This is a genomic window from Teretinema zuelzerae (genome assembly GCF_021021555.1).
GTDB classification, from domain to species: Bacteria; Spirochaetota; Spirochaetia; order Treponematales; family Treponemataceae; genus Teretinema; species Teretinema zuelzerae.
In genome coordinates, this window is record NZ_JAINWA010000003.1 from 129,149 (window position 1) to 150,850 (window position 21,702).

Consider the following 21,702-nt stretch of genomic DNA (forward strand, 5'->3'; position numbering starts at 1 on the left):
GATGTAGATGAAAAAAGCTGTATTGATTCCGCTGTTCTTTGGGCTGCTCGCCGCAGCCTTTTCCCTTGAAGTAAACCGGACCGAGATTTCTCCTACCTCCGGCGCGCCGGTTATCGAATTCATCAATTATACCGGGCCGCAAAGCGTCGTGAATACCGCGGCGGAGATCCGCGCCATCGGAAGCGGCATGGGAAGCGTCATACGGCCAGCCGCCCTTTCCGGAACCCCGCGGGAAACCGGAGACGGCGAGAAGTATCGGATCATTCACGCGGTCGATCCCTCAGCCGCGTCCGGCTTCGACGCGGACATCCTTATCCTCGGGCCTCAGGCAGGGGTCGACCACATAGACAATATTCACCGGATTCTTTCGGCCTACCTTTCCTCCGCGTACGGATATTCAGAAAGCGATTCGTCCACTCTGGCAGTCTTCATCACCGCCTACAACGCGGTGAACCGCGGAAAAATAGACTTTTTCCGTTCGCGCTACAAACAAGCGGTCCTCGGCTGGCTCGAGCCCGCCAAGGTCGGAATCGCGCTGAAATACGATGAATGGCCGGGGAATACCCAGCTTGTCGTTCCGCTTTCCGAGCCCCGCCTTGCCGGAACGCTTAGCAGCATAGACACCAGCGCGATCAGCAGCCCCGAGGTCGTTTCTAAAATGAGGGAAGACGACGGAGCCGGCATAGACGATAGAAAAAAACTAGCCGACATCAAGGAAAAGGAAGCGGATCAGGCAGCGTCCAGGGCGACGGAATCGCAGAAGGCCTCGGCGGATGCCAAAAAAGCCGAGTCAGATAAGAAAACGGAAGCAGCCGAAGCTAAAAAGGAAGCCGGCGCAGCGGTAAAAGAAGCCGAAAAGGCCCGCTCGGAAGCGGAAGCGAATCCCGGGGATGAAGCGGCCCGACAAAAGGCAGAGGATGCCGAGAAAAAAGCGCAGCAACAGACAGCCGAAGCTGAAAAAAAAGAAGAAGAGCTCGCTCAAATACAACAAGAAATAACGAAGAAAGAAGAAGAGTCCGCAAAGGATCAGACGCTTGCCGATAAAAAAGAAAGCGAGTCCCGCACTGATAAAAAAGAAGTTGCCGCCGACGAGCAAAAGGCAGAAGACGCGCGCAAGGAAGAGGAAAAACGACAGAACGAGGCGGCTCTCTCATCGGCTGAACCCGCCTGGACGCTCAGATTGACCGACGACGCCGCTCTATTGTCGGAATTAGTGCAAATCAACCTGGTGGACGGCAAGATATTGAAAACGTCTCCGGTTAATTCCATTCGAGGAAGAACGATATACGACACCGGAACGCATTTGGTAGCTATAGCAGGTAAAAAAAGCGGTTCCGGAGCGATCCGCCTGGTTCTGATCGATCCCAAATCGCTTGAAATGGCGAAGCAGGGAGAAGATCCTATCGCGGAGCAGAGCGTATTGGTTAAGGGCGGAAACGATTGGTACGCGGTGATTGAAGGCGAATCGGGAAATTTCGTCGTCGGACGCTTCGATCAGGAATTGGCGGTAAAGGCGAAGTCCGCTGTTCAGGTCAACCCTGCTACGGCAATCGTGGTAACGCCCCGCGGACTCTTGGTGCAGAACAAGGAAGGCGGCATCCGCCTGCTGCGGGCCACCGACCTTGTCGATCAATCAAGATAACCGGGATAGTGCGCTTTTGTAGACATCTTCATAGCGTTTCGCGGAGGTGTCCCAGCCGAATTCGCTCGCCATGGCGCGCTTTTGCATGGCGAGTATGTGTTCCTTCTTGTTGAACCAGGCGTAGGCCGCCCAGCCGACGGTATCATAGATGCTTTGAGGGGTGAGGTTTTCAAGAATGAAGCCCGTCCCCTCGCCCGTCTGTTCATTATAATTCTGCACCGTGTCCGCAAGCCCGCCGGTGTTCCTGACTATCGGCAAGGTGCCGTACAGCAGCGAATACATCTGGTTGAGTCCGCACGGTTCATACCTCGACGGCATCAGGAAGAAATCGGAGCCCGCTTCGATCAAATGGCTCAGCGATTCATCGTAGCCGACATAGGCCTTGAAATTCGGAAGATTCGCGCTGAGGGATTTCAGTTCGGCCTCGCACCACGCCTCTCCCGCTCCGAGCACCGCCATCTGAAGCTTTATGTCCGAACACATTCTCCAAACCGAGCCGTACGCCGGACCGAAGAGTTCTGACACGCCCTTCTGATCGGCAAGACGGGTGATAATACCGATTATCGGAACATCGGGATCTACCGGCAGCCCCATCTTTTTCTGGAGAGCTTCCTTATTCGCCTTTTTCTTATCAAGCGTTTTCGCGGTGTATTGAACGGGAATCAGCTGATCCTTTCCCGGATTCCAGATATCGGTATCGACGCCGTTCAAAATTCCGACAAGATCCGTCGAACGGTAGCGGAGGATTCCGTCCATCCTGAATCCGTATTCGGGCCGCTGTATTTCTTTCGCGTAGGTCGGAGAAACGGTGGTGAGCTTGTCCGAAGAGACGAGGGCTGCTTTGAGGAAGTTCATTCTGTCCCAGTCTTCGAAGCCCGCGGCGTAGAAATTATCCCAGCTCAGTCCGGTGTACGGGAAAAGATGCTTCCCGTAAACGCCCTGATAGCCGATGTTGTGGATCGTGAATACGCTCGCGGTTTTCGCGAATTCGCCTTTTCGTTCGTTGAATTTCAACAGTATCGGCGCTAGTGCCGCCGCCCAGTCATGGGCATGGATGACGTCCGGATACCATTGAATTTTTCTGCACAACTGAAACGCCGCGTGTCCGAGAAGGGAAAAGCGTTGTGGATTGTCGTTGAAATCGGTTTCGCCGGGAACTCCGTACACGCCGTCTCTTCCGAAACTCTGTTCATGATCGATAAAATAGACGGGAACCGTCGAATCGGGCAAAGCCCCCTGATACACGCCTGTCCAAATCTCCTGGTAGCCCGGATGAACGCCCATAGGCCCGGGAATATGTTCCAGCTTGGAACGATCGATTTTATAGTACCTGGGCATGACGATGCGCACATCGTGGCCCTGCTTTGAAAGGGCGATCGAAAGGGCGGAAACAGCATCGGCAAGGCCTCCGGTTTTCGCGAATGGAACAGCCTCGCTCGTAACCATTAAAATCTTCATTCAGGATCCTCCACCTTTTCAGTATAATACAGCGGTTACCAGCTTGCCCGCGCCGCCTTGAAGGCTTCGGCGGAAAGTTCGATCGAACGCATCGGAGCGCAGAACGCGAGCCGGAACCACCCTTTTTTACCGAACCCGGTTCCGGGAACGCCGAGAATGCGGTGTTTTTTCATATGGTCGCAAAACTCTCCGTCCGAACCGGCCGTGTGAGCGGCTTCGCGCGGGGCGGGAACCTTGCAGAACAGATAAAAGGCGCCTTCCGGCAGAAAGTATTCGATTCCGGCTGCGTCCAGCACTGCGGCGAGTTTTTCGCGGCGCGCGGCGTAGAGGGAGTAATCGACCGGCTCGTTCCAGCATTTAGCGACTACGCGCTGAAAAATAGCCGGCGCGTTGACGAAGCCGAGAACGCGGGTAGAGAATATGATCGCGTCGAGCATGTCTTTTGCGTCCGGGCAGGCGGGATTCACCGCGGCGAAGCCGATCCGCTCCCCGGGAAGGCTCAAGTTTTTCGCGAAGGAGGTGACGACGACCGTCGCGGGCCAATGCGGAAACACGGGCGACACAGCGCGGTTGTCGTAGACGATGTCGCGGTACGGCTCGTCCGCTACGAGAACTACCGTCTTGCCCGTTTTTACGCGGTGGCTTTCAAGGACGGCGGCGAGGCCTGCAATTTCTGCGGCGGTATAAATTTTTCCGGTCGGGTTGTTCGGCGAGTTGATGATGAATACCGAAGTTTTCTCCGTAAGTGCCGACGCGATCGCGTCGAAATCGAGGGAGAAATCCTCTTTAGTCGGTATCTGCTTCAACGAAGCTCCGTGATTGCGCGCGTAATGGGTGTATTCGGCGAAAAACGGGGCGGGAACGGCGACTTCGTCCCCGGGAGAAAGAACCGCCTTGAAAACGGAGTTCATAGCGCCGGCCGCGCCGACAGCCATTACGATATGGGAAAAATCGACCGGAACGCCCTGCTCCGCGCTCGTTTTTTTCGCCATTGCTTCGCGGGTTTCCTTGTATCCGGGATTCGGCATGTACGCGTGAAGGCCTTTTTCCGGGGATGCCGCTATCTCCGCGAGAACCGCGTGAACTTTGGCGGGCGGCTCGAGATCGGGGTTTCCGATGCTGAAATCATATACATTATCGGCGCCGTACTGCGCTTTGAGCTGGATTCCTTCTTCGAACATTTTTCTGATAAAGGATGAAGAGGCCATGGACTCTTTAATGGATGGTGCGACAGGCATAGTGTTAAGCTCCTTTCTCGAATAATAGCATATCAAACACCCTTTTGTAACCATTTCTCTTGTCATTGATTGTCCACTATGATAGTGTTCAAAAGTTGAACGCCCGAAAACCCTATGGAGAATATGCTTTAAAACTATGGAACAGGATTCTGAATATCTGCTGCTTGAAAGCATAAAAGATCTCGGCGAAAAACAGGAAAGCATCAGCCAGCGCGATCTTTCGCGCGAGGTTCAGCTATCTCTGGGGATGACCAACGTAATCCTCAAGCGCCTCGCGGAAAAGGGTCTTATCAGAGTTCGCAGGGTTTCTTCCCGCACGGTTACCTATGTATTGACTCCTGAAGGCTTGAACGAGCTGGCGCGCAGGACATGGCGCTCGCTGAAGCGCACCATCAAAAAGGTGTCCGACTGCAGGGACCAGGTTCAACAGCTCGTCGAAACGGCCGCAGCGACCGGACACTCACAGATCATTCTTCTCGGCGACAGCGATCTCGACTTCATCGTCGAATACGCGGCGTCGCGCGCTGGACTTCATTTTACGACCGTAATGCAAGAGACTCAAATACCCGCGGACGCGTTCGTGTTCGTGTCCGAAAACTGGAAGGGAAGCTGGAACCAGGCCTGCCGCGATTCCACGACGGTCTATACCCTGCTTACAGGAGAAAAAATATGTGCACCGATGTGTTGATTCTTGCCGGCGGTTCCGGAGAACGACTCTGGCCGGTTTCGGACGCGAAAAAACCGAAACAGTTCATGTCCCTCGGCGACGGAGACAGTTTTCTGCAATCCGCGATCCGCAAAGCTTTTTCCCTCGGAATCTCCGGGAATATCTGCATCGTGACGCGTAAGGACTGGACAGATCTGGTCGTTCAGGACGTGCTCGATCTATCGGAGAGAATGAAGGAGCCTTCGCTTCTCGCAAAGACCCTCGTCATGAGCGAGCCGCGCGGAAGAAACACCGCTCCGGCGATCGCGTGGACCGCCCGATACCTGCTGTCCCTGAAAAGAAGCGAACCCGTCAATATCCTGATGATGGCGAGCGACCATATCATCAAGCCGGCCGACGCCTTTATATCCGACGCGGAACTCGCCTCGAGCCTCGCGAACGAGGGAAATCTCGTCACCTTTTCGATTCCTCCCGCATCTCCCGCAACCGGCTATGGATACATCAAGGCAGGCGCGCAGATCTCCGTTGCGGACGGCAGCTCCGGCAGAGCGTTCAAGGTCGACTCGTTCAAGGAAAAACCAGACGCGGCGACCGCCCGAGCCTGGGTCGAAGACGGGCATTATTTCTGGAACTCGGGCCTCTACGCCTTCAGGGCCGACTTTTTCCTTTCCGAACTCGCCGAGTATTCCCCTGAAATCGCGAAGGCGTTCGAGAACACCGGAAACGGCAGCATCGTCGAGCATGCATCGGGAGTCGGCGTAATGACCGTATCTCCCGGCATTGCCGAAGCCTACGAACAGACTCCCGCCGTCTCCATCGACTACGCGGTGAGCGAGAAATCGAAGAAAACCGTCTCCGTCAGGGCGTCGTTTCTGTGGGACGACGTGGGCACCTGGGATTCTCTCGCGGCGTATTTCGACGGCTACCCCGAAAACGCGGCCCCCGTCGATACGCGCAATTGCTTCGTCCAGTCGGACATACCGGTAGCGCTCTGCGGAGTCGACGATCTGGTCGTAGTCATTAAAAACGGAAAAGCGTTGGTCGCCCGCCGGGGAGAAACAAACCTGGTCAAGGACGCGCTTTCGATATTAAAGCAAAAGGGATTGGCGTGAAATATTTCGTGACCGGAGCCGCGGGTTTCATCGGCTCCTTCGTATGCAAAAAGCTTCTCGAGGAAGGACACTCGGTAGTCGGTTTCGATTCGATCAACGACTATTACCGGGTCGATTTAAAGCAGGACCGGCTGTCCATGCTCTCCTCCCTTCCCGAGTCCCAAATAGAAGGCCGGTGGACCTTCCATCACGCACGGCTCGAGGATCAGGCGTCTCTCGATGAAATTTTCTCCCGCAACGCATTCGACCGGGTGATTCATCTGGCCGCCCAGGCGGGAGTCCGCTATAGCATTGAAAATCCGGGAGCTTATTGCGACAGCAACTTGAGGGGCTTCCTTAATGTTCTGGAGGCGTGCAGGAACCACCGGATTCCGCACCTTGCATTCGCGTCGAGCTCCTCGGTGTACGGCATGAACCGCAAGGCGCCGTTTTCCGAGCAAGATCCTGTCGACCATCCCGTCAGTCTGTACGCCGCGACGAAACGCGCAAACGAACTGATGGCCCACACATACGCCCATCTCTACGGCCTCCCCGTCACCGGAATGCGATTTTTCACCGTCTACGGACCGATGGGACGCCCCGACATGGCGTATTTTAAATTCGCGGACGCCATTCTGAAAAACCAGACGATAGATGTGTACAATAACGGAGACCTTCTTCGGGACTTTACCTATATCGACGATGTGGTGAAAGCCGTTTGCCTGATAGCGGACAGGCCCGCTCCTGCAGACAAAAGCTTCGATGCCGAACACCCAAGGCCCGACAGCTCGTCCGCCCCGTACAGGATTTACAACATCGGCAACAGCAATCCCGAGAAACTGGAAACCTTCATCGGCCTTTTGGAGAAAAGCCTCGGAAAAACCGCGCAAAAAAACTATCTGCCCATGCAGGCAGGAGACGTTTATATGACCTCGGCAGACACCACAGCCCTTTTGAACGATTTCGGCTGGGCGCCGTCGACGCCGCTTGAAACAGGACTAGTAAGATTCGCTCGCTGGTATAAGGAGAAGCAACCATGGCTACAATAGCAGTCGCAGGAACCGGATACGTCGGCTTGGTTTCCGGAGCATGTCTCGCGGATTTCGGAAACACCGTCGTGTGCGTGGACAACAATCCCGATAAGATCAAAACGCTGAAAGCCGGCGGAATTCCCATATACGAGCCCGGCCTCGAAGACGTAGTGCAGCGGAACGTCGCGTCCGGAAGGCTCTCCTTCACTACCGACATGGCGGCCGCCGTGCGCGCCTCGGACGTCGTCTTTATCGCCGTCGGCACTCCCCCCGCGGACGACGGCAGCGCGGATCTGAAATACGTCGAAGCGGTCGCGAGGGAAATCGCGCGGGCCATGGACGGATACAAGGTTGTCGTGGATAAAAGCACCGTTCCCGTCGGAACCGGCAGAAAGGTGAAGGCCTGGATGGCGGAGGAGCTCGGAAAGCGCGGAGCCGAAGCGGCCGGATACGGCTTCGACGTCGTCTCAAATCCCGAATTCCTGCGCGAAGGATCGGCCGTCCAGGACTTCATGCACCCGGACCGGGTGGTCATCGGCGCGGAGAGCCTCAAGGCGCGCGCCCTCATGAAGGACGTATACCGCTCCCTCTACATCAACGAAACTCCGTACATCGAAACGAATATCGAAACCGCGGAAATGATTAAATACGCGTCGAACTCCTTCCTTGCGGTTAAAATAACCTTCATCAACGAGGTCGCTAACCTCTGCGAAAAAGTCGGCGCGAATGTTCAGGACGTCGCGAAGGCGATGGGTCGCGACGGACGCATCGGCGGCAAGTTCCTGCATCCCGGTCCCGGATACGGCGGAAGCTGCTTCCCAAAGGATACGCAGGCAATGGCCCGCATCGGTCGGGACAACGGCGAACCGCTGAGCATCGTCGAAACTACCATCGAAGCGAACGAGCGCCAGAAGAACCGAATGGTTCATAAAATCGAAGCCGGCATGGGCGGAAGCGGCAGCCTCAAGGGTAAAACGATCGCGGTTCTCGGACTCGCCTTCAAACCCAACACCGACGATATGCGCGAGGCCCCGGCCATCACCATCATCGAAGGACTGGTCGCCCTGGGAGCGAAAATCCGCGCCTGCGACCCCGCGGCCGTCGCCGAAGCGAAATGGCGCCTCGAATCCGTAAAGGATTCCGTCGCGTTCTGCGCTTCCGAATACGAGTCGATGGAAAAAGCCGACGCACTCGTTCTCATGACGGAATGGAATCAATACCGGAATCTGGATCTCGACCGGGTTAAGACCCTTTTAAACCGCCCGCTCTTCTTCGACCTCAGGAACGTCTACAAACGGGAAGACGTCGAATCGAAGGGCTTCGTCTACCACGCGGTCGGCAAATGAGATTACCGAGGCTTTCGGCCGGATTTTTCAGTCTTCTCTGCATCGGCGCGGGCTTCGTTTCCGCACAGGAAGCGCTGTTGTCGGTCGAAGAAAACTATTACCAGTTTCTCTCACTCGACGGATCCGTCGATAAACCGTATTTGAATTACCGCACGCTTTCCGATTCGTCATGGGACGTCTCCGGAATCGAAGGCCCCTGGGCCGGCGAGCGGCTGGGAGGCATGAAGTCTCTGACAGAAGATATGTCCTTCCGCCTGTACGGCCCTTCACTCTATACATCGTGGAACAGCGCCGCTCCCTACGGCCAGAACGACGGAGCCCTGTGGCAGGGAAAAGGCTTTAACTCGAGCTTTTCGGCCGGCGCGCGGCTCGAAGGATTCGGCTTCGAACTCACCTTGAAGCCGGAAGTCTCTTTTTCGCAAAACCTCTCCTTCGATTTGGTCGCGCCGAATACTGCGTATTCCGAGAACGACGCCTATGCAGGGAAGGCCGGGGAATACGGCTACTACGGCATCGCCTCCATAGACGCGCCCCAGCGCTTCGGCGACGATTCCTTTTATACGCTGAGCTGGGGAGATTCGGAAATCCGCTATACATGGAAAACCCTCACCGCGGGCTTCGGCACGCAGCTGATCTGGCTCGGCCCGGCGAGAATCAATCCGATCCTTCACTCTAACAACGCAGCCCCCTACCCCAAGGCAGACATCGGAATCCGCCCGACGCAAGTCGAGCTTCCCTACCTCGGCTGGAATCTGGGAAAGTTCGAAGCGCGAACCTGGGTCGGCCAGCTCTCCGAATCCGATTGGTTCGACAACAACCCCGAAAACGACCGCAACATGATCTCGGGCCTCACGGTCTCCTGGGCTCCGTCCTTTTTGGAAGGGCTGACCCTGTCCGCGAACAGGGTGTATCTCGCGCCCTGGAAAATCGAAAGCTACGCTACCATTCCATCTCTCTTTTTCTTTAAATGGAATAACAGCGGTGACCAGGACGTTTGGGATCAACGGGCGTCGGTGTCATTCTCCTGGCTTTCCGCGAAAGGCGGAATCGAAGTATACGGCGAAGCAGGAATCAACGATTACTGCCCTAGTTTGGACGGTTATATCCGGTACCCCTTCCATTCGATGGTGTACACCGGAGGACTCGTTAAAAAGGCGACGCTTCCTTTGTTCGGCGGAATTCCTGTAGAAATCCTTGCTGAGTGGTCCAATCTTGAGATGTCTCAGGATTTCCAATTCCAGTGGCCGTCCACATTCTATGCCCACCATCAGATTAAGCAAGGCTATACTTCCTCGGGCCAGTGGCTGGGAGCGGGAAACGGCACCGGCGGAAACAGCCAGTATCTCGGAATTACCGGATATTTCCCGAAAGGAAACGCGACGATATTTGTTCACAGAACGAATCCTGATAACGATTTTATTTATGCAAAAGCAGTAGACGGTTATGATCCCGATGATAATACTGGGACTACACATATTGAAGACATAAAAGCTAATTTGGCTTTCGGTTGTGCGGGAACACTCAACATACTTGATAACTGGATATTATTTGGATCAGGTTCAGTGGTTATGTCTTTAAATCCTATATATAAAACACAAAGCTGGAATATTGCAAATAAAAGAATTGGGTGCAATATTATATCAGGAATTACATATAAATTTTAGGATCTCACATGAAATTAGATGAAATTGAAAATCAACAATCTCTTAAAAATCAATGGACCACTGTTTTAGTTCCAGAAGAGAATCTCTTGAATCTTAAGCTCCGTGAAGTAATCCGATATCGGGATTTGATTTTTCTTTTTGTTAAAAGAGATTTCACTACCCAGTATAAGCAAACGATTCTCGGCCCTCTCTGGTATGTGATACAACCTCTCATATCGACTGTATTATTTACTTTTATATTTGGAAATCTTGCTCGTCTTTCCACAAATGGAATTCCATATATCTTGTTTTATTATAGTGGAACAATGCTCTGGACTTTTTTTGAGAAATGTTTCAAGGATTCAAGCGACACATTCACTTCAAACGCTGATGTTTTCAGCAAGGTTTATTTTCCAAGACTCACAGTTCCGATATCGAAAATTTTTATCAATGGTATTGGTCTTTTAGTCCAATTTATGTTGCTCCTTGTCTTCATTGTTTATTTCTTCGTCATTAGAGCACCGATCCATTTTTCATTCAAGTCATTTTTATTTCCATTAATCATTATTTGGCTGGCATTGCTTGGAACCGGAATGGGCTTGATAGTTTCGGCAATAACTACAAAATATCGTGATTTAAAACAGCTGATTACATTCGGTATGAATTTATGGATGTATGCGACACCGATTGTATATCCGTTGTCACAAGTACCAGAATCTTATGCATGGATCTTTTATTTGAATCCAGCTTCTGCGCCAATAGAATTGTTCCGTATTTGGTTCTACGGAGCAGGAAATGTCAGTGCTCAAATGATTGTATCCAGTCTTCTTATGACCGCAATATTTTTCTTCATGGGACTGATCGCTTTCAATAAAGGCGAACGCACTTTTATCGATGTCGTATAAGGAACAATAAAAATGAATGACTTAGCTGTTCAGATAGAACATATATCGAAGAAATATGATTTGGGTGTTATTAATACAGGAACTTTTTTCCGCGATATGCAGACGCTCATCGCAAGAAAACAAGGTAAGCCCGATCCCCATGCTAAAATTGGTGATGAATATCATGACGGGCAGGATAGTTTCTGGGCGCTGAAAGACGTCTCGCTGGATATCAGACAGGGAGACAGAGTTGGAATTATCGGGAGAAATGGTGCCGGAAAAAGTACCTTGTTAAAATTAATATCAAGAATATCTGCCCCTACGGAAGGATGTATTCGAATTAACGGCAGAGTTGCGAGCCTTCTTGAAGTTGGAACCGGCTTTCATAAAGAATTAACAGGCAGAGAAAATATATATCTGAACGGATCCATTCTTGGCATGAAAAAAAAGATAATCGATAAAAAAATCGACGAGATTATCGACTTCAGTGGAATAGAAAGACATATAGATACTCCAGTCAAACGTTATTCAAGTGGTATGTATGTTCGTTTGGGATTTGCCGTCGCCGCGCATCTTGACAGTGAAATACTTATTGCTGATGAAGTACTAGCTGTCGGAGATATCAAGTTTCAACAAAAAGCAATTGGTAAAATGAACAGCATCAGTTCTGAACAAGGCAGAACAGTTTTATTCGTGAGCCACAATATGCAATCAGTTCAAGCCTTGTGTAACAAGGGCGTCATACTTGAGAAGGGAAGATTAACTGCATCCGGAGACATTGAAGATTGTGTAAGAAAATATCATTCAGTCGAGGATGAGAGTAATAGAAGCAGCTGGTCTGGTGTAGAAGGAGATCATAATCTTTCATTATTAAAGGCTGAGCTAATACAGAACACCAATATACTTGAATTAGTTATTACATATGAAATACATAATCCCGGATTGGATTATGTATTTTCCATTTTATTTTATAATAAAAATAATCATCGTATTTGTTTTAGTTCAATATCTGACGTATCAACCGATGAGCAATATGAAAAACTTAAATCAAAAGGACTCCATTCAATTAAATTATTAATTGATTCTACACTGTTCGCTACAGGTGAATATCATATCGAATTTGACTTTGCAATACATGGATACAAGAGAATCGTTAGTCCAGAGCTGAAACTTTTTTTTGAGGTTTTTAACACTAGCAATCATAGGCATTCCTCAGAAAATAGACTTGATGCGATAGAACCATCATGGAAGTGGAAGATTATTCAATAAATAATTAATAATACATATGAAAGAAAACTACTTGCATCATTTCAGTTCATTTAGTTGTCAGTAACAAAACGAAAGGAGTAATAGATGAAATTAAAAAATCAATTCCTACGAAAACTACTTCGTATAACTAAACTTTATATTATTGATATTAGGACAGAACTATCATTATATAGATGGTTGGGGGGAAAAAAATATATAGATTATTATAAATTTGATGTAGCTATTTTCAATGAGAATAAAAAGCCAAAAAGCCCAAAAGTTCTTATATATAACAAAAACCTACCTGCTCTTGGTGGTGGTGAAAAACATATGGCTTTATTCTGTAAGTATTTTGAACTCTACAATTCTGAAGCAATTATTCATATTCTTGTTGAAGATTCTAGAAGTATTTGTGTTTTTGATCCTAAATATCCGACAATTCAGGATATCAATAAACAATTTAATATTGACTTATCAAAGACTTCAATTATAAAAAGGAAAGCAATTAATCAAGATTTTCTTACTAAGTTTTCTTTTAATTATGATATTTTTATTAATTCTACAATTGATAGTAGACTGATAGGCTTTGCAAAAAGAAATTTTTATAACTGCATGTTCCCACCAAAAAAAGAAGATAATGACGACTTATTGAATCAATTATTTAAGAAATCTTACTTATGTTTTATAAGCAATTCTGATTTCACTAATCAATGGTTACATAGATACTGGGGTTATGAAATTCAATCACAGTGTATTTATCCCCCTGTGTTTACAGAACATGAAATTTTTTCACGAATAAAGAAACCCAAAAAAAATATTATATTATCAGTCGGTAGATTTTTTTTCGGAGCACATTCAAAAAGACAAGATATCATGATTGATTTTTGGAATAACAATCATAATGAATTCATCGGATGGGAATTACATCTTGTAGGAAATAGACAGATAAACAAAGAGGATAAGAAATATATAGAGGATATTATACTAAAGGCTTCAAAAGGTTGTAATATTTTTTTACATTTTGATATGCCAATAGGAGACTTACATAAGCTTTATGAATCAGCTAAAATTTATTGGCATGCAACAGGTTTCGGAGTTGATGTTGATGTAAACCCTGAGAAAATGGAACATTTCGGAATAACAACTGTAGAAGCTATGTCCTATGGTATTATTCCAATTGTGATAAACAAAGGTGGACAATGTGAAATTGTTGACCATGGAATAAATGGTTATAAGTGGGATACGCTTAATGAATGGATAGAATATAATAGAATTGTAATTGATAATTATGAACTACAACAAAAAATATCTAATGAAGCAATAAATAAATCATACAATTATTCAGTAGAGAATTTTTATACTAATTGTGACAGAATCTTTTCGGAAAAAATATTATGATTGATTATTCTATTATAATTGTAAACTATAACGGCTCAAAATATTTTGAGACTTTGTTTGCATCGCTCAGTAAATTACTCACAGCATCTATCATCTATGAGATTATAGTTATTGATAATAACTCAGACGATAAATCTATTGAATTACTAACAAATTCGTTTAGTAAAAGGTTTGAAAATCTTAAAGTAATACAAAATGATGTGAATATGGGTTTCGCTAAAGCAAACAATATAGCGGCAACCTATGCGAAAGGGAAAAATTTAATATTTCTTAACAATGATACATCTGTTGATCAAAATTTTCTAATTGAAATTGATAAATGCATGAACAAAAAAGACTGCGTTATAACTTGTAAGCTACTTTTTTTTTATGACTTTATTAAATTACCAATAAAAGAAAATCAGAAAATAGACTTAGAAGTCAAAATTAATGGGTCAGATTATATTATAGATAATAGATTTGTTAAACAAGCAACAATCAGTTCGGATTCAATTACTTGTATCGAGAATTCAGAGATATATATTCCCCTAATATATGGAAACTCTTCTTCTTATGAAATACAATTTGTTTGTAATGATTCAATCAAACAATTATATTTATCTGTTAACGATGTTCAATTAGAAGCTGTTCAGTTGATTCAAAATGCTGGCTCTTTTCTAAATGAACAAAATGAAGGACAGGATATAGGATTTGCTCAACCAGATGGTTTATTATTTAACACAGAAAAAGAAGTTCAGTTCGCATGTGGAGCAGCTTTCTGTATCAATAAAGAATTATTTCATAAAATTAAAGGTTTCGATGAATTATTCTTCATGTATTATGAAGATACTGATTTATCTGCAAGAGTGAAAAAAAAAGGTTTCCCTATTATTTTTTGTCCATCAGCAATTGTTAGACATATACATTCAGGATCTAGTAAGAATAACCCACGCATAAGGTTTTATATTTTTAGAAATCAGCTGTTGTATATAATCAAAAACGAATCTTATCACACAATTCATCAAGAACTTTCTAGACGCTTTGTTAACTGTGTAAAATATTGTATTTCCATTTTTTTTGGAAAATGGAACATAAGAAAGAGTCTCTATATCAATTCATATTTATCTGCATTGGTTTTATTGCCCTATTATTTGTTTAATCGTTTAATAAATGGAGGAGGAGCGAAATGATTAAGGTTTATTATAGAATCTCTGATAAAGGTAATCCAAAAGAGAAAATTCTGAACGCAGGAAAGATGGATTGTTTATGTAATGCCATCCGCGAATTTGGCAAAGAACAAATATACGTCATTGCTGATAATTGCGAACTTGCAACAATCGACAATATTCGCAATATGCAGCTTTCTTATGAAGAAACATCTCTGGGAAATTCTGCTTCTTTCATATACATGATTAAAAAGATTATTGCTTCACATAATCCGTTTGATTATGTTTATCTTCTTGAAGATGACTATATCCACTTACCAGGAAGTAAAATAAGCCTTGAAGAAGGATTAGCAATATCAGATTATGTGACACTATATGATCATCCTGACAAATATATTATTGAATCTACAGGCGGAAGTCCGTTCAACTTCAATAAATTTCACAAGACCCGTTTATATGTCACGCCAAGTTCGCATTGGAGAGAAACTGATTCCACAACCATGTCGTTTGCATGCAAAGTTGCAACATTAATAGAGGACCTTCAAATATGGGAAAAATATACGAACGGCAGAATTCCCGATGATTTTCATGGCTTCATGTCGATTACACAAGGTGAGCCGTCAGACTTTTTTTCTTACTTCTTAAGAAGAATGAAAAAAGAAACTTTTATACTCGGTAAAAACATATTATTTCGAAAAAAGCTGAAAAAACTGATATCGGCAGTTCCCGCAAAAGCTACACATGCAGAAGTGAAATACCTAGCGCCTGTAATCGATTGGAACAACACCTGAAATGAACGTTTCTATTATTATCGTCAATTATAATACTGGAATGCTTCTCCAAAAATGCATCGAGTCTATTTATGAAAAGACCAATTCCATAGACTATGAAATACTAGTGGTAGATAATTCGTCCAGTGATGATTCTGTTAAAATGATTTCTACGCTTTTTCCGACAGTAAAAATCATTGCATCTCCGGAGAACATCGGATTCGGAAAAGCGAATAATCTCGGCGCCGCACAGGCGATGGGGGAATTGTTGTTCTTTCTAAATAGCGATACCGAACTCATAAACGACGCAGTTCGGATTTTATCCGATTTTTACTTAGCAACGCCGGAATGCGGAATAGCCGGCGGAAATCTCTATAATACCGATCTAAGTCCGCAACACAGTTATGCAATGAAACTACCTTCAGCATGGACAGAGCTTGCCAGATTCATCCCTAGATTGACCGAAATCTTCGAGGGTCCGAATGCTTGGTTTAATCGAACGGAAGAACCAAGAGAAGTTGGTTATATCACTGGCGCCGATCTCATGATATCAAGAAAACTGTTTTTGGAAAGCGGAGGATTCGACTCGGATTTCTTTATGTATTACGAAGAAACAGAGCTTACGCACAGAATCATTAATGCGGGATATAAAGTCTTTTCAGTTCCGCAGGCGAAGATACTGCATCTCAAGGGAGCGTCACTAGAAAAAATAGAGGGAGTAAAACGAATCGTATATGAAAGTAAATATTTGTATTTAAGGAAGACTTTTGGCAATCTTGAATGCGTAAAGGCTCATTTCATTTTTTCATACTACTGTCTATTTAAATCATATTTGCATACTCTTTTCAGGAATAGAACCATTGCGGACAAGTATAAGTCGATGAGAATCATCGACTCAGAAGTATTTAAGGATAGGAAGGAGATTGATATCTATGGAGCATAATAAGAAGTATAATTACGCATTGAATCCGCGAGCGCTGGTGACAGGAGGTGCAGGTTTTCTGGGAAGCCATTTATGCGAGCGTCTGATCAAAGAAAAGCACGACGTCATTTGCCTCGATAATTTTTTCACCGGTCAAAAGCGGAATGTTGCGCATCTAGTCGGGAATCCCTACTTCGAGCTTGTCCGACACGACGTTACCTTCCCTTATTATGTGGAAGTCGACCGTATTTTCAATCTCGCCTGTCCTGCAAGTCCGCCTCACTATCAATATGATCCCGTTCAAACGACGAAAACAAGCGTTCACGGAGCCATCAATATGCTTGGACTAGCCAAGAGGACAAAGGCAAGAATCCTCCAGGCTTCTACAAGCGAAGTCTACGGAGACCCCTCTGTGCATCCGCAGGTCGAATCGTACTGGGGGAACGTGAACCCGATAGGAATTCGTTCTTGCTACGATGAAGGCAAAAGGTGCGCAGAGACGCTGTTTTTCGACTACTACCGTCAAAACAGCGTTGAAATCAAGGTCGTCCGCATATTCAATACTTACGGGCCTCGAATGCATCCGAACGACGGACGTGTCGTGAGCAACTTCATCATGCAGGCTCTGCGCGGCGAGAATATCACTATTTACGGAGACGGCCAGCAGACCCGTTCCTTCTGCTATGTTGATGATTTGATAGACGCATTCATGCTCATGATGGAGTCTTCACCTGATTTCACCGGCCCCGTTAATATCGGCAATCCGGGCGAATTTACGATGCTTGAATTGGCGGAAAAAATCATTATGTTGACTGGTGGAAAATCAAAACTTGTTTTCATGCCGCTCCCTGCCGACGATCCAAAACAACGTCAGCCCGATATCAGCTTAGCGAAATCAAAGCTTGGATGGAGCCCGAAGGTTTCGCTCGAAGACGGATTATCGAGGACGATAGAGTATTTCAAGGATTTCATATGAGCAGAATTCTTCATCGGATTTTTTTTAATTTCGATGACGGACCTGATCCTTTTCTTCCTTATCTAGAAACTTGGAAAAAAGAATTGCCCGATTTTGAAATAAAGTATTGGGATAAAAACAATTTGCCGATCAACCTAAACCAGTATACAGCAAATATGGCGGCGGAAAAGAATCATGCGTTTCTCAGTGATTACTTCAGGTGTTGGCTTTTAGAAAAATACGGCGGAGTCTATCTCGATGCAGACATCGAAGTACTCGACGGGAATGTATTCAGACAAGTCTACGATGAAGCACAAGCCGCTTCAGATTACTCTCTTTTCATCGGAATCGAGAGCGCAGGAAACGGTCGATTGACAGCCCATTCAATGGGCGTTAAAGATGGTTCTTCTAATCCCATTCTGCGTTTTATGATGAACCTATATGAAACATCATTTTCAGGACCATTGCGGCATATCATAAAACGTTTCGATATGCCATATCTGATGTCTTTATACTTCATAGAAAATCCTGTCAATGATTCTGCACCAACAAATTTGGGTGTTTTTCCAAGTTTAAATTCGCCACTTACAACACATGGAATCAAAATTTATCCTGCTGAATGGTTTTCACCCGTTACGAAAAGAGCTGGTTTAATGACCATAACTTCATTTAATGAACATACGTGCCTATGCCACCACTTTTCTGCAACCTGGGTTAAATGTGATAGCGGGTTATCTGTTCCCAAGATATTAAAACAAGCCTTAACAGATAAAAACTATGCTGTCTACCCCAGCCTGATAAATAATATAAGGAATAAGTACAACATTTCTGATTGTTTTTTAAAGCCAAGATGGTCAATACCGGAATCTGGAGTTGAATCATTGAATAAAATAGCAAATTTTCTTTTTCCATTCGGTTCACATAGATATTTGTGGTTAAAAAAGAATGATTCTGAATAGTTCGGTATTATCAAGAGGTGGATTGTGAATATGAGTAAACTGCAAAGACGCATTCAGAAACTCTTTTATAGAGAACAATGGTCTCTGCTTATCCAAAATAAACTGAATAATATAACTTATCGCATCATCCCTCCCTCCTCAAACATCATTTGGGCAGATCCTTTTATTGTGAAGCACGAGAACAGAACCTATGTGTTCATCGAGCAACAAAGAAGAAATCAAAACGGCACTCTCGGCTATATTGAAATCTTCGAGGATGGATCACATAGCGGTTTTATTGAAATACTAAAAGCGGGATATCATCTTTCATATCCGTGCGTTTTCCAACCCGGTGTAAATGGAGATACGAACTATTTCATGATTCCTGAAACTCATGAGAATAATCAAATTACCTTATATCGAAGCACCGGTTTTCCCGATAAGTGGTCGCATTATAAAACTTTGATCAAAGGCATTAGCGCTGTCGACGCAACGATTCTTAAGCATGGCGATTTATGGTGGCTCTTTACATCGGTGAACGGAACCGATACGAACTTCAATAACTCGTTAAATATCTATTTTTCGAACGCGTTCGACTCGGAGGAATGGACTCCTCATCCGTTAAATCCGGTTTCAAGGAAATATTCTGCAAGCAGAATGGCGGGTTCTTTTCTCCGCCAGGATGATGCTCTCATAAGGCCTGCGCAAAGTTGCAGGAAAGAATACGGAGAGCATTTGGTCTTTTATGAAGTCAACGAGCTGACTACAACTACATATCGAGAAACGGAAAGATCGCGTCTTCTTCCGGAGAAGCATTTATCCGCCGTCTGCACGCACACGTTTTCCGAAAATACAGATTATATTGTCCGAGACATCAAGACAAGGAAATTCTTCATATGACCATTCTGGGTTTATTCCTGAATAAAGAGATCAGAACCGGGGCAAACAGGCGGTATCTGGAATTGATGGAAGGCCTCGCCGAAAAAGGAAACAACGTCATTGTCGTGATGAATTCCCTGTTGCATTACGATGCCGCGTCATTTACGAAGATTTCTATTCCTGTGTCTTATATCAGAAAAGGCTTCCCCCCTGCTTCTTTTCTTTTCAAGCTAAAAGCTAATAACATTTCGCTTTTAGTGAAGGAAGCCATACGAAATAAGTCCGGACAACGCATTGACTGGATCCTGATTCACGGCGACATGCATTTGAATCTTGCGGTCAAATTGAAAGATTTGCTTCATTCGCAGTTGTTTTTTGCATATCGCTGCAACGACATACTCCGATCGAAGTATTTACGGGAAAGCGGATGTCTGAATCCTGTTGAATACTCAAAAGCCCTCTTTTTTGAAACAATATATAAAGCGCGGGAAAAGAAAGTTGCGTTATACGCCGATATGGTGACGTTTCAAAGTACTTCCGACGAGCAAGACTGGATTTCCAGAAATAAAGAAACGACTACTAAAAGAATCGTCATTCCCGGTAATATCGGGTTGCCCCGCTGTTCTGAAGAATGGAAAAACGTTAATAAAAGCGAAACTTGCAAAGACCTTTTATATGTCGGCGTATTGAGCCTAAGCAAAGGTCTTTTCCAGGTATTCTCAATATTGAAAATGCTCAAGGAAAGAGGCCTGCACGACATTAAACTGACAGTGTTGGGAAAAAACGACTCTATCGAATCCATTATCGCCATGATAAGAAAAATGGAAATAGAGAATAGTATTCATTTTGCAGGATATACCCTCCCTTTTCCATATTTAGCCGAATCATCTATCCTGGTTTTTCCGTCATATTACGATGCTTTTCCGGATACAGTTCTGGAAGCCTTGCATGCGGGTTGTCCTGTTATTGCGTCTAACCGGGGAGGGATTCCCGATATACTTAAAAATCCGGAACTAATGTTTCATCCGGAAGATGTGAGAGGCATGGCCGACTTGCTGGAGCGGTGCATCAGAAGCAAGGATGAATACCACAGAATCAGGGAAATTTGTTCGAACAGAGCTGATTATTTCCGGTTCGACTGGTGCGATCGTTGGAACTCGGCAATGATGGACAATCTACAGAGAAAGGAACCGCGATGAAACTTAAAAAAACAGCTCAATTTTTCATCGTTCGGATTATTCGCATCGCAGACGCCTTGAGAATTTTCGCAATCAAGACTTTTGTTACATTGGGAGTAAAGCGCAAATTCCGCATTCTTTTTCTTGTAAACGACAACACAAAATGGAACGCTCAATCGGTTTTCGAGGTTTTCCGTAAGGACCCCAGATTCGACGCGCGAATATTTGTCTGTCGTCAGGAGCAAAGCGAATCCGAAAAAAAAACCAGAAATGGTTATGCCGAGGATTGCGCTTTTTTCAGGAAACGGAACATTCCTTTCATTCCTGGCTATGATGAGTCGATCAAAAAAGATATACCTGTATCATCATACTCGCCCGATCTTGTGTTTTATATCCAGCCGTGGGGTTGGACTAGAAAATTATACGATTTAACAACTATCAGGAAAAAATCGCTCACTGCGTACATCCCCTACTCGCTGCCCATTTGCAACGATCCTAACGACAATCAATTAACGTTTCATCAACTTATAACCTTTTTTTATGTACCGTCAGCCATATCATTGAAACTCAATCAAAAGGAGATGTTGAATAAAGGTAAAAACTGCGTCGTGAGCGGTTATCCGAAACTGGACGATTATGCAAAGCCTGTGCAGAAAACAAAGAATCAACCGAAAATTTTATACGCTCCTCACCACAGCTTTTCAGGACGGCTTCGCTTCGCTACTTTCCGATGGAACGGAAGAGAAATGCTCGAGTATGCGCGTCGACATTCCGAAATATCATGGGTCTTCAAGCCACATCCGCGCTTAAAATACGAATTGGTTGAGCAGAAGATCATGACTCTTGAAGAAGCGAACGATTACTATGATTCATGGGCATCGATGGACAACTCGGAGTTCTATAATTCGGGAGACTACATAAGGCTTTTCCAGGAATCTGATTTATTGATTACCGATTGCATTTCGTTTCTCGGAGAATACCTGCCCTCGGGAAATCCCGTTATTTTGCTGGAAAATACCGAATCGGCAGGATACAACGAATTGGGAAAAGAAATCATTTCAAGTTATTATTCCTGTAAAGCATGGAACGAGGTAGAAATGGCTATCGAAAGAATCGTTATAAAAAAACAAGACCCATTAAATGAAATTCGGAACAACACATTAGACCGTGTTTATCTTAAAAAATCATCTTCAAAAATGATATATGAACATATCGTTAATACATTTTTTAACAGGATAGGTTAATAATGAGATTTAGAACTTCAAATTT

18 protein-coding genes and 1 pseudogene are annotated in these 21,702 nt (G+C 45.4%); 17 read left to right on the forward strand and 2 right to left on the reverse strand.

Annotated features, from left to right (window positions below):
- Positions 1–7 precede the first annotated feature (7 nt).
- Entirely contained in the window at positions 8–1,642 is a 1,635-nt protein-coding gene (locus tag K7J14_RS07900; RefSeq protein WP_230755070.1) for a P83/100 family protein, read from the forward strand.
- On the opposite strand, the gene glgA is transcribed toward K7J14_RS07900, so the two are convergent.
- Together glgA and K7J14_RS07910 are read right to left on the reverse strand one after the other, a co-directional pair.
- Positions 1,634–3,100, reverse strand: a complete 1,467-nt coding sequence (gene glgA, locus K7J14_RS07905) for a glycogen synthase GlgA (protein ID WP_230755072.1) — start codon at positions 3,098–3,100, stop codon at positions 1,634–1,636. The genes K7J14_RS07900 and glgA overlap by 9 nt on opposite strands.
- Positions 3,101–3,135: 35 nt before the next feature.
- A complete protein-coding gene (locus tag K7J14_RS07910) occupies positions 3,136–4,338 on the reverse strand; it encodes a pyridoxal phosphate-dependent aminotransferase (protein WP_230755074.1) in 1,203 nt (400 codons plus the stop codon).
- A 136-nt stretch (positions 4,339–4,474) separates the two neighbouring features.
- Here K7J14_RS07910 and K7J14_RS07915 point away from each other — a divergent pair, with 136 nt between their 5' ends.
- The 16 genes and pseudogenes from K7J14_RS07915 (at position 4,475) to K7J14_RS07990 (ending at position 21,677) form a co-directional block, all read left to right on the forward strand.
- A complete protein-coding gene (locus K7J14_RS07915) occupies positions 4,475–5,026 on the forward strand; it encodes a winged helix-turn-helix transcriptional regulator (RefSeq protein WP_230755076.1) in 552 nt (183 codons plus the stop codon).
- Positions 5,008–6,117 carry a mannose-1-phosphate guanylyltransferase gene (locus tag K7J14_RS07920; protein WP_230755077.1) on the forward strand — a complete coding sequence of 370 codons (1,110 nt, stop codon included), beginning with the start codon at positions 5,008–5,010 and terminating at the stop codon, positions 6,115–6,117. The genes K7J14_RS07915 and K7J14_RS07920 overlap by 19 nt, the downstream gene beginning before the upstream one ends.
- Positions 6,114–7,145: an NAD-dependent epimerase gene (locus tag K7J14_RS07925; protein ID WP_230755078.1), complete on the forward strand. Its 1,032-nt coding sequence runs from the start codon at positions 6,114–6,116 to the stop codon at positions 7,143–7,145. The genes K7J14_RS07920 and K7J14_RS07925 overlap by 4 nt, the downstream gene beginning before the upstream one ends.
- Positions 7,133–8,473, forward strand: a complete 1,341-nt coding sequence (locus K7J14_RS07930; protein ID WP_230755079.1) for a UDP-glucose dehydrogenase family protein — start codon at positions 7,133–7,135, stop codon at positions 8,471–8,473. The genes K7J14_RS07925 and K7J14_RS07930 overlap by 13 nt, the downstream gene beginning before the upstream one ends.
- A complete protein-coding gene (locus tag K7J14_RS07935; protein WP_230755080.1) occupies positions 8,470–10,137 on the forward strand; it encodes a capsule assembly Wzi family protein in 1,668 nt (555 codons plus the stop codon). The genes K7J14_RS07930 and K7J14_RS07935 overlap by 4 nt, the downstream gene beginning before the upstream one ends.
- Positions 10,138–10,145: 8 nt before the next feature.
- Entirely contained in the window at positions 10,146–11,021 is an 876-nt protein-coding gene (locus tag K7J14_RS07940) for an ABC transporter permease (RefSeq protein ID WP_230755081.1), read from the forward strand.
- Between the two features lie 201 nt (positions 11,022–11,222).
- A pseudogene (locus K7J14_RS07945) lies at positions 11,223–12,269 on the forward strand (ABC transporter ATP-binding protein); the annotation flags it as partial.
- A gap of 84 nt (positions 12,270–12,353) precedes the next feature.
- Positions 12,354–13,646, forward strand: a complete 1,293-nt coding sequence (locus K7J14_RS07950) for a glycosyltransferase (RefSeq protein WP_230755084.1) — start codon at positions 12,354–12,356, stop codon at positions 13,644–13,646.
- Entirely contained in the window at positions 13,643–14,815 is a 1,173-nt protein-coding gene (locus K7J14_RS07955; protein ID WP_230755087.1) for a glycosyltransferase family 2 protein, read from the forward strand. The genes K7J14_RS07950 and K7J14_RS07955 overlap by 4 nt, the downstream gene beginning before the upstream one ends.
- A complete protein-coding gene (locus K7J14_RS07960) occupies positions 14,812–15,582 on the forward strand; it encodes a hypothetical protein (RefSeq protein WP_230755089.1) in 771 nt (256 codons plus the stop codon). Before K7J14_RS07955 ends, K7J14_RS07960 begins: the two co-directional genes overlap by 4 nt.
- Position 15,583: 1 nt before the next feature.
- A complete protein-coding gene (locus K7J14_RS07965; RefSeq protein ID WP_269062445.1) occupies positions 15,584–16,504 on the forward strand; it encodes a glycosyltransferase family 2 protein in 921 nt (306 codons plus the stop codon).
- Positions 16,494–17,459, forward strand: coding sequence for a UDP-glucuronic acid decarboxylase family protein (locus tag K7J14_RS07970; RefSeq protein WP_230755093.1), 966 nt, complete (start codon positions 16,494–16,496; stop codon positions 17,457–17,459). Before K7J14_RS07965 ends, K7J14_RS07970 begins: the two co-directional genes overlap by 11 nt.
- Positions 17,456–18,397, forward strand: a complete 942-nt coding sequence (locus K7J14_RS07975; protein WP_230755095.1) for a glycosyltransferase family 32 protein — start codon at positions 17,456–17,458, stop codon at positions 18,395–18,397. The genes K7J14_RS07970 and K7J14_RS07975 overlap by 4 nt, the downstream gene beginning before the upstream one ends.
- Before the next feature lie 30 nt (positions 18,398–18,427).
- Positions 18,428–19,276 (forward strand): glucosamine inositolphosphorylceramide transferase family protein, encoded by an 849-nt coding sequence (locus tag K7J14_RS07980; RefSeq protein WP_230755097.1) that lies wholly within the window; start codon positions 18,428–18,430, stop codon positions 19,274–19,276.
- Positions 19,273–20,454: a glycosyltransferase family 4 protein gene (locus K7J14_RS07985; RefSeq protein ID WP_230755099.1), complete on the forward strand. Its 1,182-nt coding sequence runs from the start codon at positions 19,273–19,275 to the stop codon at positions 20,452–20,454. Before K7J14_RS07980 ends, K7J14_RS07985 begins: the two co-directional genes overlap by 4 nt.
- On the forward strand, positions 20,451–21,677 hold the full coding sequence (locus K7J14_RS07990) for a CDP-glycerol glycerophosphotransferase family protein (RefSeq protein ID WP_230755100.1): 1,227 nt from the start codon (positions 20,451–20,453) through the stop codon (positions 21,675–21,677). The genes K7J14_RS07985 and K7J14_RS07990 overlap by 4 nt, the downstream gene beginning before the upstream one ends.
- The last annotated feature ends 25 nt before the right edge of the window (positions 21,678–21,702 follow it).

Coding starts and splice junctions, on each gene's coding strand:
- K7J14_RS07960 (WP_230755089.1), top strand. CDS start 14,812: ATGATTAAGGTTTATTATAGAATCTCTGATAAAGGTAATCCAAAAGAG.
- K7J14_RS07965 (WP_269062445.1), top strand. CDS start 15,584: ATGAACGTTTCTATTATTATCGTCAATTATAATACTGGAATGCTTCTC.
- K7J14_RS07910 (WP_230755074.1), bottom strand. CDS start 4,338: ATGCCTGTCGCACCATCCATTAAAGAGTCCATGGCCTCTTCATCCTTT.
- K7J14_RS07980 (WP_230755097.1), top strand. CDS start 18,428: ATGAGTAAACTGCAAAGACGCATTCAGAAACTCTTTTATAGAGAACAA.
- K7J14_RS07920 (WP_230755077.1), top strand. CDS start 5,008: ATGTGCACCGATGTGTTGATTCTTGCCGGCGGTTCCGGAGAACGACTC.
- K7J14_RS07970 (WP_230755093.1), top strand. CDS start 16,494: ATGGAGCATAATAAGAAGTATAATTACGCATTGAATCCGCGAGCGCTG.
- K7J14_RS07940 (WP_230755081.1), top strand. CDS start 10,146: ATGAAATTAGATGAAATTGAAAATCAACAATCTCTTAAAAATCAATGG.
- K7J14_RS07900 (WP_230755070.1), top strand. CDS start 8: ATGAAAAAAGCTGTATTGATTCCGCTGTTCTTTGGGCTGCTCGCCGCA.
- K7J14_RS07950 (WP_230755084.1), top strand. CDS start 12,354: ATGAAATTAAAAAATCAATTCCTACGAAAACTACTTCGTATAACTAAA.
- glgA (WP_230755072.1), bottom strand. CDS start 3,100: ATGAAGATTTTAATGGTTACGAGCGAGGCTGTTCCATTCGCGAAAACC.
- K7J14_RS07955 (WP_230755087.1), top strand. CDS start 13,643: ATGATTGATTATTCTATTATAATTGTAAACTATAACGGCTCAAAATAT.
- K7J14_RS07990 (WP_230755100.1), top strand. CDS start 20,451: ATGAAACTTAAAAAAACAGCTCAATTTTTCATCGTTCGGATTATTCGC.
- K7J14_RS07985 (WP_230755099.1), top strand. CDS start 19,273: ATGACCATTCTGGGTTTATTCCTGAATAAAGAGATCAGAACCGGGGCA.
- K7J14_RS07915 (WP_230755076.1), top strand. CDS start 4,475: ATGGAACAGGATTCTGAATATCTGCTGCTTGAAAGCATAAAAGATCTC.
- K7J14_RS07930 (WP_230755079.1), top strand. CDS start 7,133: ATGGCTACAATAGCAGTCGCAGGAACCGGATACGTCGGCTTGGTTTCC.
- K7J14_RS07935 (WP_230755080.1), top strand. CDS start 8,470: ATGAGATTACCGAGGCTTTCGGCCGGATTTTTCAGTCTTCTCTGCATC.
- K7J14_RS07975 (WP_230755095.1), top strand. CDS start 17,456: ATGAGCAGAATTCTTCATCGGATTTTTTTTAATTTCGATGACGGACCT.